This window comes from Thermoflexibacter ruber (assembly GCF_900113045.1).
Classification (GTDB): Bacteria; Bacteroidota; Bacteroidia; order Cytophagales; family Thermoflexibacteraceae; genus Thermoflexibacter; species Thermoflexibacter ruber.
Genome location: NZ_FONY01000041.1, coordinates 5,309 through 22,126, shown reverse-complemented (window position 1 = coordinate 22,126; position 16,818 = coordinate 5,309). Strand labels below are relative to the sequence as shown.

Annotated in this window: 12 protein-coding genes; 7 read left to right on the top strand and 5 right to left on the bottom strand. The window is 39.3% G+C overall.

All coding sequences use genetic code 11. From position 1 onward, the window contains the following. Positions 1-39: 39 nt before the first annotated feature. The 5 genes from BM141_RS18370 (at position 40) to BM141_RS18350 (ending at position 10,625) form a co-directional block, all read left to right on the top strand. Positions 40-1,593, top strand: coding sequence for a vanadium-dependent haloperoxidase (locus BM141_RS18370; RefSeq protein WP_091548950.1), 1,554 nt, complete (start codon positions 40-42; stop codon positions 1,591-1,593). Between the two features lie 99 nt (positions 1,594-1,692). Beyond that, positions 1,693-3,873, top strand: coding sequence for a TonB-dependent receptor family protein (locus tag BM141_RS18365; protein WP_091548933.1), 2,181 nt, complete (start codon positions 1,693-1,695; stop codon positions 3,871-3,873). Positions 3,874-3,966: 93 nt separating this feature from the next. Next, the gene (locus BM141_RS18360; protein WP_091548932.1) at positions 3,967-6,888 is read left to right on the top strand and encodes a DNA methyltransferase; all 2,922 of its coding nucleotides are present in this window, start codon (positions 3,967-3,969) and stop codon (positions 6,886-6,888) included. 585 nt (positions 6,889-7,473) lie between these two features. Beyond that, on the top strand, positions 7,474-9,678 hold the full coding sequence (locus BM141_RS18355) for a S9 family peptidase (protein WP_091548931.1): 2,205 nt from the start codon (positions 7,474-7,476) through the stop codon (positions 9,676-9,678). Positions 9,679-9,764: 86 nt separating this feature from the next. Further along, positions 9,765-10,625 (top strand): prephenate dehydrogenase, encoded by an 861-nt coding sequence (locus tag BM141_RS18350; RefSeq protein WP_091548930.1) that lies wholly within the window; start codon positions 9,765-9,767, stop codon positions 10,623-10,625. Between the two features lie 9 nt (positions 10,626-10,634). Here the strand turns inward: BM141_RS18350 and BM141_RS18345 are convergent, their stop codons facing one another. Both BM141_RS18345 and BM141_RS18340 read right to left on the bottom strand, forming a co-directional pair. Next, a complete protein-coding gene (locus BM141_RS18345; RefSeq protein ID WP_091548929.1) occupies positions 10,635-11,246 on the bottom strand; it encodes a nucleotidyltransferase family protein in 612 nt (203 codons plus the stop codon). 4 nt (positions 11,247-11,250) lie between these two features. Beyond that, complete coding sequence (locus BM141_RS18340; protein ID WP_143090986.1) at positions 11,251-11,772, bottom strand: hypothetical protein; 522 nt, start codon at positions 11,770-11,772, stop codon at positions 11,251-11,253. A 111-nt stretch (positions 11,773-11,883) separates the two neighbouring features. On the opposite strand from BM141_RS18340, the gene BM141_RS18335 reads away from it, so the two are divergent. Then, a complete protein-coding gene (locus tag BM141_RS18335; RefSeq protein WP_091548927.1) occupies positions 11,884-12,774 on the top strand; it encodes a lysophospholipid acyltransferase family protein in 891 nt (296 codons plus the stop codon). Here BM141_RS18335 and BM141_RS18330 read toward each other — a convergent pair. Then, complete coding sequence (locus tag BM141_RS18330; protein WP_091548926.1) at positions 12,764-13,606, bottom strand: bifunctional helix-turn-helix domain-containing protein/methylated-DNA--[protein]-cysteine S-methyltransferase; 843 nt, start codon at positions 13,604-13,606, stop codon at positions 12,764-12,766. The genes BM141_RS18335 and BM141_RS18330 overlap by 11 nt on opposite strands. A gap of 75 nt (positions 13,607-13,681) precedes the next feature. After that, a complete protein-coding gene (locus BM141_RS18325; protein WP_091548925.1) occupies positions 13,682-14,815 on the bottom strand; it encodes a glycoside hydrolase family 130 protein in 1,134 nt (377 codons plus the stop codon). 176 nt (positions 14,816-14,991) lie between these two features. On the opposite strand from BM141_RS18325, the gene BM141_RS18320 reads away from it, so the two are divergent. Further along, entirely contained in the window at positions 14,992-16,320 is a 1,329-nt protein-coding gene (locus BM141_RS18320; RefSeq protein WP_221407707.1) for a sugar porter family MFS transporter, read from the top strand. Positions 16,321-16,392: 72 nt separating this feature from the next. On the opposite strand, the gene BM141_RS18315 is transcribed toward BM141_RS18320, so the two are convergent. Further along, on the bottom strand, positions 16,393-16,818 hold a 426-nt coding region (locus BM141_RS18315; RefSeq protein WP_221407706.1), incomplete at its 5' end, for a T9SS type A sorting domain-containing protein.

The window sequence follows — 16,818 nt, the reverse complement described above, 5'->3', positions numbered from 1 at the left end:
TCAGATGAAAAAACTCAAAATTTAAAAAGGTTTAAAATTATGAAAACGTCAATATCTATATATAAGTTTTTTACAGCTTTTGCTTTATTATTCCTATTCTCTATCACTGCTTGCGATAAAAGTATTACTGATAGGGAACAGTTAGAGGCTTTTCTGCCTGTAAGCTTAGACCAACAAGCAGGAAATTGGAAAACAGTTGTATTGGCAAATGCTAATGAAATTAGTATCCCAGAGCCTGCGACTATCCAGTCTAATGAGTACAGAAGCGAGTTGGCTCAGTTGAAAACAACTGTTAGCAAACTTACCAATGAGCAAAAAGAAATCGTGAAGTATTGGAGTGGAGGGGTAATGTTGCGTTGGAATCAAATTATGAGGGAATTAGTAGCCAAATACAATTTACCACCCGTACACAATTCCGATGGGACTTATCCTTTTCCTGACCCCAACAATCCCTTAGCATATCCGCTTTTTCCTTTTGCTAATCCACCTTATGCGGCAAGAGCGTATGCTTATATTGCTGTGGCTCAGTATGATGCTTTGGTAGCAGCGTGGAACTACAAGTTTAAGTTCAATCGCCCTGCCCCTTCTAAAACTGATAATACCATTCAAACCCTTGTGCCTATCAGCAACTTACCCTCTTATCCTTCGGAAGATGCAGTAATAGCAGCTGCAAGTTTAGAAACCATGAAGCTACTTTTTCCCGGCGAAGTGAACTTTTTAACTCAAAAAGCTGAGGAGTGTAAAAATTATGCACTTTGGTCTGGAAAAAATGTGCTAAGCGACATTATTGCTGGGGAGGCTCTGGGCAAGGCAGTTGCCGCAAAAGTAGTGGCAAGAGCAAGAACTGACGGAGCGGGAGCGGCAGCTGGGAATCCTGCGATGTGGAAAGCCTTAGAGCAGGCAGCTATTGAAAAAGGCGAAACACCTTGGATTAGCTTAGAAACCCCGCACCGCCCTCCAATGTTGCCGGGATTCGGAAAAGTAAAACCGTGGATGTTCACTACTGAGCAAATGATAAGTTTCAGACCTGCACCACCACCTTCTACTAAGTCGGAGCAGATGAAAAAAGAAATAGAAGAAGTAAAGTGGTACGCTAAAAACATGACCAGGGAAAGATTGAGAATTGTGCATTTTTGGGCTGACGGCGTAGGTACATACTCTCCTCCAGGACACTGGAACGCTATTGCAGCGGATTTGGTTATCAAAGCAAAAATGAGTGAAGTCCGAGCAGCTCGTATCTTTGCACTGACCAATATGAGCCTTATGGACGCAGCGATTGCTTGCTGGGACGTAAAAAACTTTTACTTTAATCCACGACCCAGCCAACTTGACCCAAGCATTAAGACAGGTACGGGTGTACCTAATTTCCCCGCTTATACCTCAGGACACTCTACGTTCTCAAGTACAGCCGCTACGGTTTTGAGCTATCTTTTCCCTAATGAGAGCCAAAAATTACAAAATATGGCTTTGGAAGCCTCCATGTCAAGACTTTATGGAGGCATTCACTACCGAAGCGACTGCGAAATGGGAGTGGCACACGGGAAAGTCATTGGACAATACACGATTAATTGGGCGAAGCAAGCAGGGGAATAGGTAAATTTTTGCTTTTCATGTGATAACATATAAAAAGGTGACTAATCAGTGATGTGTGTGATAACACACACATCACTAATCATAAAAAAGTTTACTAAAATGAAAAAGCTAATTTTTACTATCTGTATATTTTCAAACCATTTACTCTTGGCACAAACCCAAGATTCGCTAAAGACCAAAGTTTTGGATTCTGTTACTATTCAAGATTATTTAATCAGAGAACAGGTAATTACGCAATTACCCGAAACCCAGTACACCTATATTTTTGCAGGGAAAAAAAGCGAGGTGATTCACATTCAAGCCTTAAATACCAATATCGCAGAAAAAACAGGACGACAGCTTTTTGCGAAAATCCCGGGAGTTTTTGTGTATGATATGGACGGGAGTGGTAATCAAATGAATATTAGCACCAGAGGACTTGACCCGCACCGAAGCTGGGAACTCAATATCAGACACAACGGAATCATCACTAATTCAGATATGTACGGCTATCCCGCAAGTCATTATAACCCTCCAATGGAGTCTATAGAAAAGGTAGAATTAGTGAGAGGTACAGGCTCTTTGCAATATGGGGCGCAGTTTGGGGGAATGCTTAATTACGTGAGCAAACAAGCCAACCCCAATAAAAAATTTGAATTTGAAAGCATCAATACCGCAGGTTCTTTTGGCTTGCTCAGTTCCTACAATGCGATTGGGGGAAAAGTGGGCAAGTTCTCTTACTATGCCTATTGGCACAAAAGAGTTTCCAATGGCTACAGAGAGAATGCCCGCTCCGATGCAGAAAGTCAGTTCATAAACCTCACTTACCAACCTAACGACAAACTGACTTTGAAAGCAGAATTAGGGCATAGTATCTACCTTTACCGACTCCCAGGACAACTGACAGACGCTATGTTTGCTGAAAATCCACGACAATCTGTGCGTTCTCGCAATTGGTACAGCCCTGATATTTATGTGCCTTCTTTGTCGATGCTTTGGCAGGCTGGGAAAAATACCAAAGTAAGTCTGACAAGTTCTGCAATTTTAGGTTTTAGAAACAGCGTACTTTTTGACCGCTTTGCCAATGTCAGAGATACGATTAACGCACTTACTCAGCAGTACAATCCTCGCCAAGTCGACATAGATAATTTCAATAGCTATACTACTGAATTAAGGGTTTTGCAAGAGTACAAGATAAAAAATGTAAAAGCCTATTTTTCAAGTGGCTTGCAATACATGAACAACGATTTGCACCGCAGGCAGCAAGGCAGAGGTACTACGGGAAGCGATTTTGATTTGGCTGTTACCCAAGAAGGCTTTGGGAGAGATATGCACTTTAAAACAAAGAATATTGCTTTTTTTGTAGAAAATGTGTTGAAAATAGGAGAAAAACTCTCTCTTACACAAGGGTTTAGAATAGAAAATGGACAATCAGACATGAGTGGCTACATCGCTTACTTAGATGCCCAAGATGTACCTAACTTTATTCCACATCGTTTCCCACTTTTCGGACTTTCCGCCCAGTACCAAATTGATGAGAAAAATCAACTCTATGCAGGTTGGTCGCAGGCTTACCGCCCTGTGATTTTCAAGGATATTATTCCTGCCTCTCGCTTAGAAAGAGCAGATAAAAACCTAAAAAATGCTTTTGGTCATAATGCAGAAATAGGTGTCAGAGGAGAAATTTTCGGAAAAATCAATTATGACATCAACGTTTTTGAACTTACTTACCAAAATCGCTTAGGCAACTTACTTGTTACCAATGAAAAAGGAGAGTCTTATATTCTCAAAACTAATATTGGCAACAGCCGCAATTTCGGTGTAGAGAGCCTCATAGATTGGAAAGTGATAGATTATTACAAACTGTATCTATCTATATTTAATTCCACAGCTTACATCAATGCTCGTTATACCGAAGGTATCTTAGCAGTAGGCAGTGCCAATCGCTCTATTGCAGGAAATTGGGTAGAAAGCGCGCCCCAATGGACAAGCCGAAGCGGTATTAATTTTGGCTACCAAAACCTTTCTATGACTTTGCTCTATAGCTATGTAAGCCAGACTTATGCTGATGCACTTAATACCGAAACTCCCTCTGCCAATGGAGCAGTTGGGCTTGTCCCCTCTTACGGCATTTTAGATTTTAATACTACTTATTACCTTAAAAAATTTACCTTCCGCTTTGGAGTAAATAACCTTCTCAACAAGCAGTATTTTACCAAAAGACCCACTTTTTACCCAGGACCGGGAATTTGGAGTTCTGACGGCAGAGGTTTTACCTTCTCGGTGGGATTGAGGATATAAATTGCAACAGGAAGGACAAAGAAGCAAAGTTTTCAAAAGTTTGCTTCTTTTAAAAAAATAAATAACTTTGGATTCAATAGTTATTAAATCTCCATGAAAGAATCCATAGGTGACTTTGTAAGATATTGGAAAGAGTACATCAAAGGAAAAGAAAGGCAGGAAGCGCAAGTTTTTTTAGAAAGACTTTTTATTGCTTTTGGACATACAGACGGTATTAGAGGAGCAGGGGCAGAGTGCGAGTTTAAGTTGAAAGATGCAACAAAAAATACTACCAACTTTGCTGATTTGGTTTGGAAACCTCGCTGTATTATAGAAATGAAAAAAAGGGGCGAATATCTCCAAGCACACTACGAGCAGTTGCTCAACTATTGGCTTCTGCTCGTTCCTAACAGACCTAAGTTTGCACTACTGTGTAACTTTGACGAGATTTGGATTTACGATTTCAACAAGCAGTTAATAGAACCCGTAGAAAGAGTCAGAGTAGTTGATTTGGAAGAATTGCACCCCGCCCTTTCTTTTTTATATCCTGACTATGTAGAGCCAATTTTTCAAAAAAGTAATGAGGTAGTTACTAAAGAAGCCGCTTACTTAATGGCACATACTTTCAAATCCTTCAAAGAGAGGGACATAAAGCCAGAAGTAGCTCTACATTACTGTATGCAGTGTATTTTGGCTATGTTTGCTCAAGACATTGGCTTGCTTCCTGATAAGGTATTTTTTCGCATTATTTCCGAGTTAGAAAAAGACACAAATCACGGGAAATTGGGTTATCATTCTTTGCCTCAAAGCTATGATTGGATAAAAGGACTTTTTGAAGCCATGAATACAGAAGGAGTCCAAGAATTTGGTAAATTTAAAGGAGTGCCTTATTTCAATGGAGGATTATTTGAAAAAATAGAAGCATTTGAACTTACTGTAAAAGAGGTTAATAACATTTTTTTTGCTTCTCAAAAGAATTGGCGAAAAGTAAACCCTTCTATTTTTGGGAGTGTATTTGAGCAAGGTTTAGAAAAAGGGGAAAGGCACATATTGGGGGCGCACTATACTTCGGAAGCAGATATTCAAAAGATTGTCTATCCTTGCATAGTTCAGCCTTGGTTGAGAAAGATAGAAAAAGCTCAAACCTTAGACGATTATTATTTATTACTTCACGAAATTACCAATTACAAAGTCCTTGACCCTGCTTGCGGAAGTGGAAATTTTCTTTTTGTAGCTTTTAAAGAGTTAAAAGGGATTGAAAATCAATTACTAAATAAGGTGCGAAGCCTGTCTGTAAAGCCGCATGAAGCAAAAAGACTAACAAAGTTTTTAGAAGATTACTCTTTTGTAAGTACACGACAGTTTTATGGAATAGACAAAAATAAATATGCGGTAGAACTTGCTAGGCTATCTCTGATGATTGCTAAGGAAATGAGCTATTTTGACTATAAAGAAACGTATGATAATAAATATAGCCCTTTACCCTTAGATAACTTAGACAAAAATATCATTTGTGCTGATGCTTTAGTCAATGATAAGGGTAAGCCAACAGAGTGGATAAAGGCAAATGCAATCATAGGAAATCCACCTTTCCAATCTAAAAATAAGATGAAGTATGAGTTTGGCAATGAATACCTTAACAGAGTGAGAAGTGCTTATCCAGAAGTAAATGGTCATGCTGATTTTTGCGTTTATTGGTTTTATAAAGCACATCAATACCTGAAAGAAGATGCTTATGCAGGTCTGGTAGCAACCAATACTATTCGCCAAAATTATAGTAGAGAAAGCAGTTTGGATTACATCGTAGCCAATGGAGGCGATATTTTTAATGCGGTTTCTTCACAACCTTGGGAAGGAGAGGCAGTAGTTCATGTATCTATTGTCAATTGGAAAAAGGGAAAATATGAGGGGCAGAAGAAATTATTTGTTTTAGATAAAAAAGGTATTCTCCAGGAACACCATGTACAAGAGATAAATACAAGTCTTTCTTTGAAAATAGATGTAACGATTGCTAAAACTTTGCAGTGCAACATAAGAGAAAAAAGAGTATTTCAAGGGCAAACACATGGGCATGAAGGCTTTTTAGTCCCCAAAGAAACAGCATTGCAAATGCTGGAGGTAACTCCAAGTTTAGAAAAAGTTTTAAAACCTTTCCTCATAGCAAGAGAGTGGCTTACAGAGAACTTGTCGCAGCCCAATCGCTTTGTCATTGATTTTGACGACATTGATTATGAAGATATAAAGACAACATATCCAGAATTATATCAAATAGTCAAAGCAAAGGTTTTTCCTGATAGAGAAAAAAAGGCGGAGGAGCAGGAAAAAATAAATAATGCCTTATTAGAAAAAGACCCAAAAGCATATACGAACAAACATCACCTCAATTTTTTCAAATATTGGTGGAAGTTGGCTTACGGGCGTGAGGAAATGCTTAAAAGCATCAAAGACCTCAAAAGATATATCGTTTGTTCTCGTGTTTCTAAAAGAAATATTTTTGATTTTGTTTGTACTTCTATCCGTCCTAATGATGCTTTGATGGTATTCGCTTTCGAAGATGATTACTCTTATGGTATTTTGCAATCCAAAGTGCATTGGGAATGGTGGAAAGCAAAATGTTCTACTTTAAAGGAGGATTTTCGCTATACTTCTGAATCTGTATGGGAAACTTTCCCTTTTCCGCAAAAACCTACTCGCAAACAGATAACAAAAATTGCTGAATTGGGTAGAGAATTGAGGAAATCAAGAAATGAAATTATGAAAAAGCATAAAAAAATTTCTTTGAGAGATATTTATCGAAATGCAGAAGAGTTCTCTGCGCACCCTGTATTAGTCTTACAAAAAAAATTAGATAAAATTGTTTTAGAAACATACGGATTTGAGGAAGATTACGACTTATTGAGTCAAATCTTAGAACTCAACTTGCAAGTTGCAGAGAAAGAAGCAAAGGGAGAAACTGTGCAGGGGGCTGGCTTGCCCGATTGGATAAAAGACGAGAAAAGCTTTGTTTCTGAGGATTGTGTAAAGTTAATAGTCTAAGCATTTTGTGCTTGAAAAGCATGTACTATAATAAAATTTTTACTATCTGATTTTCAATAGACTACTTTTCCAATCATACATGGTTAATTCATCTGAATTGTTACTGACTATTTATAGAACACGGATAATACTGATTTTACGAATAAAACATAGATTTTTTGAGTAATTCATCAGTGAAAATCAGTCTAACCTGTAAAATCCGTGTTCTAAAATTATTGTCTAAAAAAGTTATCTATTTAACTCATTGATTATGAATAAGTAAGCTCTAATACTAAAAATTACTTCATCTAATTATAGACAATTACATGCAAGATTTATATTTTTACAAACTGTGTTACCAATAATAAAGATAAACTTTACCAAAGAAAACTTCATAAAGAGCTTCAAATACGCTTACCTTCGGTGTTGGGTATCGACAAACTGTTCCAGAGGAATAATATTTTTATAGTAACATTAGCTTATAAGCGGGAGAGGTAGCTTTACATAGCCAACAAGCAAAGTAAATTGGTAGGTTTACTTATTGGCAAGGCACATCGGTGTTGATTTCAAATGTATTTTTAGGTTATCAAATATCATCTTAATACCATGAAAATTTTAAAAAAATATCTGCTTGCAGTTCTCTTCTTATTACTCTTAGTTCATCTTTCTCCCGCTCAATCGCTGAAGTGGTCAAGAGATGGCAATGCTTTTTACCAACTGGAGAGAAATGAGATAGCCCTTTATCAACTTCCTTCAGAAAATAAAAATGTCATTGTAAGCAATCAAAACCTCGTTCCACAAGGAGAAAATAGCCCCCTTGTCTTGACTGATTTTTATTTTTCTCCTGACGAGAAGAAAATCTTACTTTATGCCAATGCTCAAAGGGTTTGGCGTATCAATACCAGAGGAGAATACTGGCTTTATGATTTGGCTACCAAGACTTTAAAGCAATTAGGCAAATCCGTACCTCGCGGCTCTATGATGTTTGCCAAGTTTTCTCCCGATGCAAGCAAGGTAGCCTACGTGAGCGAATACAATTTGTATGTAGAGGACTTGAATACAGGAAATATTAAGCAACTAACTACTGACGGCAACCGCAAACTCATCAATGGAACGTTTGACTGGGCGTATGAGGAGGAGTTCTTTTGCAGGGACGGTTTTCGGTGGAGTCCTGACGGCAAGTCTTTGGCTTATTGGCAGATAGATGCTACGGATATTGACGATTTTCTGATGATTAACTACATAGACTCTGTCTATTCTACCCCTATTCCTGTCGAGTACCCCAAAGTCGGCAAATCGCCCTCAGCTTGCAGAATAGGTATCATAGACATCAATACGGCTAAAACTACTTGGCTCAACATAGAAGGAGATAAAAGGCAGCACTACCTTGTACGTTTAGATTGGCTTTCAAGCGGAAAAGAGGTGCTGGTGCAGCAACTCAACCGCAAACAAAACGAGAGCAAGATTTACCTTTGCAATGCAGAAACGGGCAGTAGTAGGGTAATTTACGTAGAAAAAGACGAGGCTTGGATAGATTTTGGCTCTCCTGACGACTCTGACAATGCCTACCATGTGGATTTCAAACATCAGTTTCATTTTTTACCTAATAGCAAAGAAATTCTTTGGCTAAGTGAAAAAGACGGGTGGCGGCATCTCTACCGTATTTCGCAAGACGGAAAGAAAGAAACCCTCATCACCAAAGGCAACTACGATGTCATGGGGGTAAAATACATAGATGAAAAAAATAGCTGGGTGTACTTTTTGGCTTCCCCAACCAATGCTACTCAAGCCTATCTGTACCGCACTCGCTTAGATGGTAAGGGGAATTTGGAAATGCTAACCCCTGCTAATCAGTCAGGTACGCACAACTACGAGATTTCTCCTAATGGAATTTGGGCAGTGCATACTTTTTCCAATACTTACATTCCTCCAAGCAAGGAAATAGTCAATCTGATTACACAAAAGCCTACTAATGAATCTAATAGCATTGAAAATAAAATTAAAAGCATAGATAAGTCGAGAAACAGGGTAGAGTTTTTCAAAATCATTACTTCCGAAGGTGTAGAAATGGACGGTTGGATGGTCAAGCCAAGTCATTTTGACCCTAACAAAAAGTATCCTGTCGTTTTTTACGTTTACTCTGAACCAGCCGCTCAGACAGTAACAGATACTTATGCAACAGGCTATAACTTTCTTTATCAAGGAGATATGACCGAAGATGGCTATATCTACATTTCCTTAGATGGTCGTGGTACACCTGCCCCTAAGGGAAGGGCTTGGCGAAAAGCTATTTATCGGAAAATAGGCGTAGTTAATATCAAAGACCAAGCACTCGCCGCCAGAGAAATCCTCCAATGGAAGTTTATAGACCCAGAAAGAGTAGCAGTTTGGGGCTGGAGTGGAGGTGGCTCTGCTACGCTTAATCTCCTTTTCCAATATCCTGATATTTACAAGACAGGCATTGCCATTGCTGCGGTGGCTAACCAACTAACCTATGATAATATTTACCAAGAGCGATACATGGGGTTGCCACAAGAAAACCTCCAAGATTTTATTCAAGGCTCACCTATTACCCATGCTAAAAACCTTATAGGCAATCTCTTGTACATTCATGGAACGCATGACGATAACGTACATTACCAAAATGCAGAAATGCTGCTCAATGAGTTGATAAAGCACAACAGGCAGTTCCAGTTCATGGCTTATCCTAATCGCAGTCATAGTTTAGCAGAGGGCGAAGGCACTTTTGAGCATCTTTCTACCTTGTTTACCAATTACTTACGCACTCACTGCCCTGCGGGAGGGAAATAAAGTGCTTCAGTGTATTTCATCTATATTTCATTGTTGTTACTTTTGTAGGTATTTTAATTATATGATTGCTTAGCTAGTGAAGAAAAATGAAAATTTGCATTATTGGTCTGGGTTTATTGGGAGGCTCTTTTTCGCTGGGACTAAAAGAAAAAATCAAAGAAACTCATATTATCGGGGTGGATATCAACCCCTTGCACGTAGAAAAAGCCTTAGAATTAGGTATTATTAACGAATCAGCCTCTTTTGAGGAAGGCATCAGAAAAGCCTCTCTGACTGTATTGGCTACGCCAGTAGATGTGATTAGTCAGCAGATAGGCAAGGTCTTGGACATACTTCCAGAAACCAGCGTGCTTACCGACTTGGGTAGCACCAAAGAGCAAATCTGCAAAATAGCAGACCAACACCCCAAGAGGCAACAATACGTAGCCTTGCACCCTATTGCAGGAACGGAAAACTCTGGACCTGAAGCCGCTTTTGCGGACTTGCTCAAAGATAAAATCATGATTATTTGCGATAAAGAAAAAAGTAGTCCTCAGGCTTTGATGATAATAGAACTGCTTAGCAATATCTTAGAGATGAAGATTCGCTATATGCCTTCTGATGAGCATGATAGACATTTGGCGTATGTTTCTCATCTTAGCCATATCAGTTCTTTTGCCTTAGGCGCAACGGTTTTGGACAAAGAGCAAGATGAGCAAAGCATTTTTGACATGGCGGGAAGTGGTTTTTCCTCTACTGTGCGCTTAGCAAAAAGTTCTCCTCAAATGTGGTCGCCTATCTTTGTGCAGAACAAGCAAAATATTTCTGTAGCCTTAGGAAGCTATATACAAAAACTACAATACTTTAAGGAAATCATTGACAATGAGGACATAGAGGCTACCAAAGCCCTCATGGTGCATGCCAACGATATTAGGCGAGTACTAAGCGGTATGGAAAAAAGGAAGTAAGTAATTTTTTTATTTATACTGTTCCAAAAATAGTTGATAGGCTTCGGGAGTATCTAAGTCTATGTTCCCTTTGGGAAAAGGAACAGATAGCATTTTCTCAGAAAACTGCATAATGATTTTTCTTGCACCTGTATCCCCGTTGAGTTGCAAAAGCTCGGGGAAAATTGCACTTGAAAAAAGGGCAGGAACGCCATTCACGCCGTTTTCATACGTAGAAACTACTAAGGGACTGCGAGTACGCCTATACACCGTAACTAACTCATTAATCAATGCTGCATCTACGAAAGGCTGGTCGCAAAGCATGAACACGATAGCCTCCAAGTTTTTTCCCATAACCTCTACCAAATGATTGATAGATAAGCGAATAGATGAAGCCATACCTTCCTGCCAGTCTGGATTGTTTAAGACGTGAAGTAGCTTATCATTAAGAGTAAGATGGGCTATTTCAGGGACTATTTTTTCTTGATTTGCCCCTAAGACAGCAATAGCAGGCGAGCATAAGGACTCCAAAGCTACCAAGGCACTGTGCCGAATCAATGTTTTGCCTCCAAAAGTTAGTAACTGCTTGGGTGTACCCATGCGCCGCGATTCTCCCGCCGCCAAGATGACCAATGCTATCATATTTTTAGCTTCTTTTATTATAGTTGATAGTCAAAGATATAGAGGAAGTTTTACAATAAGTAACGCTGACTAAGTTTTTTTCTAATTCCCAAACGATTTCATATTGGCAAAAAGGAGCAGTTTTGTCCATGGTCTCCTTGATAGGGGCGCCCCAAGCCTCTCGCAAAGCCGAAACTACTCGTTCCAGTTCTATTTCTGCTTCTTGGTTTTCTTTCAAAGAAAATTTGCGTTTGGTATTGACCTGATAGAGAAGTTGATTTTCAGTATGAAAAAATAAATTTACTTCATAAGCCTCATAGTCAGCAATTTTAAATTTTATGTAAGTTCCTTTTCCTTCGTTCAAGTCGTAAGTATAAAAAATCTTTCTTTCTGTCAAAGAATCCTGTACTTGACGCATTTTCATATCCCAAGAAAGAAATTCCCAACCCTCTCTGTTCTGAGCAAAAGAAGATAGGTTACTGAACAATAAAAAAAACAAGCATAAATACATCAAAAATAGATTTTTAAACATTCCTCTAACTATCATTTTGTTTAAAATTTTAATGTGGTGTATAGCTTTTACTCAATCAACTTTAATTCCATAAATTTGTTAAGTATCTTTGCACCCTAAAATTAAATCATTTTTACCTATAAATCAATGAGGTGGATATATCTTGTATTTTATGGTTTGCTTGACTTGCTTGCTAAAACACCTCTGAGCGTGCTTTACTGGCTCTCAGACTTTTTGTTCTTAGTGATTTACTATGTAGTTGGATATAGAAAAAGAGTAGTTTTTGAAAACTTAAAAAACTCATTCCCACATAAATCTTCTCAAGAGATTACCTATCTTGCTAAAAAATTTTACAAACATTTCTGCGATTTGTTGGTAGAGTCTATCAAGACTTCGGCGATGACCTTTGAGGACTTTCAAAAGCAGATTGTAGTAAAAAATACGGAACTGTTGAACCAACTTTATGAAGAAGGGAGAAGTATAGTAGTGTACTGTTCCCACTATGGCAACTGGGAATGGGTGTTGTTTATTCCTCAGATGCTCAAACACGTGGTTTTACCCGTCTATCACCCCTTAACTAATCCCTATTCAGATGCGTATTTTGTAAAACTCAGAGGAAAGTTTGGCGGAGTGCCAACCCCTATGAAAGAAACACTGAGGGTATTAATTGACTACAAGCAAAAAAATATTCCGACGATTGTGTGGCTTGCGGCAGACCAATCACCTGCGGTAGAGGGGGCATATTGGACGGAATTTTTGCATCAAGACACGCCCTTCTATACAGGTCCTGAGAAGATTGCCAAGAAGTTGAATCAGGTGGCGGTGTTTATGTATATCAAAAAAACAGGCAGAGGCAAGTACGAGATGGGGTTTGAACTAATGGAAAAAGAACCCAAAAACCTTCCTCATGGTGTACTTACTCAACAATATGTAGATATTTTAGAAAAGACTATCCAAGAGGAGCCAGCCTATTGGCTATGGTCGCACAAGCGTTGGAAGCACAAGAGAGAAAAGAATCAGAAGGAAGCTAACCCTTAACTTTTGCACTTTCCCAGCCGATAATGGCTGTCTTGCGGGTAGTTCCCCACATATAACCACCTATATTTCCAGAGGATTGGATTACCCTGTGGCAAGGGATTAAAAATGCTATGGGATTGCTTCCTATGGCTGTCCCCACTGCTCTCGAAGCGGTGGCTTGCCCTATCTGCTCAGCGATTTTTCCATACGTAGAAAGCTGTCCCATAGGTATTTTGAGCAAGGTTTCCCAGACTTTTAGTTGAAAATCTGTACCTTTGAGGTGTAGTTTGATTTGTTTGAGGTTACTCCAATCGTTCCCAAAAATAGCAAGCGCATTTTGCTGAGTGAAGTCGGATTTTTTCTCAAAAGAAGCCAAAGGAAAGTTTGTTTTCAAGTTCTCTAAGGCTTCCTCTTCTTTTTCATAAAAAGCCATGTAACAAATCCCTTTGGAAGTAGAAGCTACAATGATATTTCCAAAAGGGCTTCCCGCAAAATGATAGTTGATAGCAAGATTTTTTCCTCCATTTTTGTACTCTGCTGGGGTCATTCCTTCTATATTTACAAAAAGGTCATGCAAGCGGCTCGTACCAGAAAGCCCTGTATCGTATGCAGTTTCAAATAGGGTAGCATGATTTTCCCTCAATAGCTTTTTTGCGTGTCCTATGCTGATGTATTGTAAAAATTTCTTAGGGCTTGTACCTGCCCACTCCGTAAACAATCTTTGGAAATGAAAAGGGCTAAGATGCACTTTCTCTGCTATCTCTTCCAACGAAGGTTGGGCTTGAAAGTTTGCTTTGATGTACTCGATTGCCTTAGCGACTTGGGCGTAGTGCATATTCTCTTCGTGATTCATTGGGTATCTGAGTTTGGTATGGCAAATGTCGCAAGCATTTTGCAAAGATAAAATCCGAAACTTGCTTACATGAGGCTATTTGATGCTCGCCAATGCCACCGCAATCCTCGAATCTGCTGTTCCGTAGTACAGAAACCACTGATTTTTGAAATAAGATAGCCCTTCGACAAAAGTAACTTTGTTTACCAAGCCTGTGAGTTCGTAGTCTTTTTCGGGCTGGATAAAAGGTGTATCTAAGCGACTGATGAGTTTGGTAGGGTCATTTTTATCGAACAAAGCCTGTCCACCGCAATAGTTGGAAATACCTCCTGTGGTTTTATCTTTTGATGCTCCATTGTAAATCAGCAAGATGCCTTTTTCAGTGAGTAGGGCAGGAGGACCTGGCTCTACTAAGGCATTGTCAAAAATATCTTGACCTTCTCTTTTAGGTAAAACAGATTTAGGCTCGCCTCGTTCATCTGCTAAAAACTCCCAAGTAAGCAAGTCGTTAGAAAAAGCTATCAAGCCATTTTCCCCCCAATACATCACGTATTTCCCCTTGATTTTGGTAGCAATCATTTTACCGTCTTGGGTAAGAGTGCAAACAATAGCCCCTGATTTAGACCACCTATCCCTATTTTTAGGATTTTTAAACACCAAGCCATGCTTTTTCCACTGCAAGAGGTCTTTGGAAGACGCTACACACAAGCGCGCAACTTTCCCGTCATAGGCGGTGTAGGTCATAAAGTACGTCCCACTGCTATCTTCCACAATGCGAGGGTCTTCGCACCCACCCATCCATTCGTATTTTTTCATTTCATCATTGTCAGGGAAAAAAACAGGTTGAGGTAGTCGCTTAAAATGAATTCCGTCTTCGCTTTCTGCCAAACCTAAGCGAGAAGTCCCATTGACTGTTTTTACGGTGTCCTCCGCCCGATAAATCATGTAAATCTTTCCATTTCGCACCACTGTACTTGGATTATACACATCGTTGGCTTCCCAAAAGACTTTTTTTTGGGAAACAGGGCAGAAGAAAGAGGTGTTTTTCTCTGCTAACAAAATAGGATTAGCTGAGTCGACTTTGGTAAAAGGTAGGATAGCCCATTCTTGTGTTTCTTGGATAACTATAATAGAATCTTGTTGGCTTTCAGCTACTTGTTTTGGATTTTCGCAGGAAAGAAAGAAAAATAAAGATACTAATACTGAAATGAGTAGAATAGCTTGCTTCATCTTGTTTTAGTTTTTCTTGGTAAAAGTAAAAAATCTAAATTTCTTTATCACATCTATTTGAAGGAAAAACAATGGCGCAAATTAAATATTTTAACTTTCTTGGATTTCTTCCCTACTTCATGCAAATTACAATTTTGTTTGTGAGCTATTTTAATCTCTTTAAAACTATCAAGTAAATGATGAAAAATATTACTTTTGTTCTTTTCTCTACCTTTGCCGCCGCTTTGGGGGGCTTATTATTTGGTTTTGATAGCTCCGTAATTTCGGGAGCATTGCAGTCTATCAAGCCTTTTTTTGGATTAGACGAAGTAGGGCTGGGCTTTTCGGTGAGTTCTGCTGTCATTGGTTGCGCTATCGGGGCGGGTACAGCGGGCTATGCGAGCGATTTGATTGGTCGTAAGAAAATGTTGCTAATCACCGCCATCTTATTCGCTATTTCTTCCATAGGCACAGCTATTCCTAACTCTTTTGCAGTTTTTGTGATTTTTAGGGTGCTTTGCGGCATTTCTATTGGGGCGGTATCCGTTCTGTCCCCTACCTATATCGCAGAAATTGCCCCTGCCAATATTCGAGGTCGCTTGGTTTCCCTCAACCAATTGATGATAGTGATAGGAATTTTAGTCGCTTACTTTTCTAACTACTTGATAAAAAACCAAATAGGAGGAGAAAACGATTGGCGTGTGATGCTTGGAATTGGGGCTTTGCCCGCCTTATTGTTTTTCTTGGCATTGCTTTCCGCTCCCGAAAGTCCGCGATGGCTGATGAAAAAAGGAAGAAACTCAGAAGCAGAAAAAATTTTGGTAAAAATCGGCAATGCAGAAAATGCACAAAAAGAAATAGCAGACATCAGCCATGGCATAGACGAGGCAAAAGTACCTGTCAGTGAGCTTTTTAAAGGAAAAATGGCAAAAGTTTTTACCTTGGGGCTGGTATTGGCTTGCTTGCAACAGTTAGTAGGCATCAATGCGGTGATTTACTATGCCCCTACGATTTTTGAGAAAACGGGAGGCGATGAGTTTTTGCAAACCGTCATGGTCGGCTTGGTGAATTTGACCTTTACTTTTGTAGCTATTTGGCTCATAGACAAAGTAGGCAGAAAACTGCTCATGATTTATGGCTCTGCGGGCATGGGAGTTTCGCTTTTATTACTCATTTTTGCCTTCATTACCAATCAGTTAGAAGGGTACTTAGTGCTAATCTCTATCTTGGGATATATCGCTTCTTTTGCTGCTTCCTTAGCCCCTATTACTTGGGTAGTAGTTACAGAAATCTTCCCCAATAAGATTCGCGGAACGGCAATGTCTGTAGCGATAGCGGCACATTGGTCTTGCACTTTCTTAGTTACGCAAACTTTTCCCTATATCTTAGAAAAAATAGGGGGACAGTATGCCTTTGGAATCTTCTCTGCCTTGAGTTTCTTTACCTTGTTTTTTGTTTGGAAGTACATTCCAGAAACCAAAGGCAAGTCCTTGGAGCAGATTCAAGCAGAGTTAGGGGTGGGGTAGTGGACTACCTCCAGTTGATGCTTCCCTCTGAGGGAAGCATCAACTTAGAAAGAAACTTTGGCTAAAAAAGGTCTAATGACTTGTGCTACTGCTTATCCCTATCAAAATCTGTTTTTTATCTACCTGCTCTTTGCTGACAATGTGCAAGTAATAAGTACCTTTGGGAAGTTTCTTTACATCAAAAGTAATCTTTTTCTGGGCTTGAAACTCCATGTCTTTTGCCTTCTGTTTCATGTCTGCCTCAGCCACTTTCTCGCCTACTGAATTGAACAAGGCTATTTCTTCAGGGAGTTCTTCTGTATGCTCAAATTCTATGTTTAACACATCATCGGTAGGATTAGGATAGACTTTATAGCCATTTCCTGCGGAAAATCCACTATAGCAGTGGTTTACATTGACACCAAAGCCCACAGGATACAAAGCCCAACCGCAACTATTGGCAACTTTCACTGTCAGGTTGGCGTACCCTGTGCTATAAGGAGTAAGTCCTACAGTTGT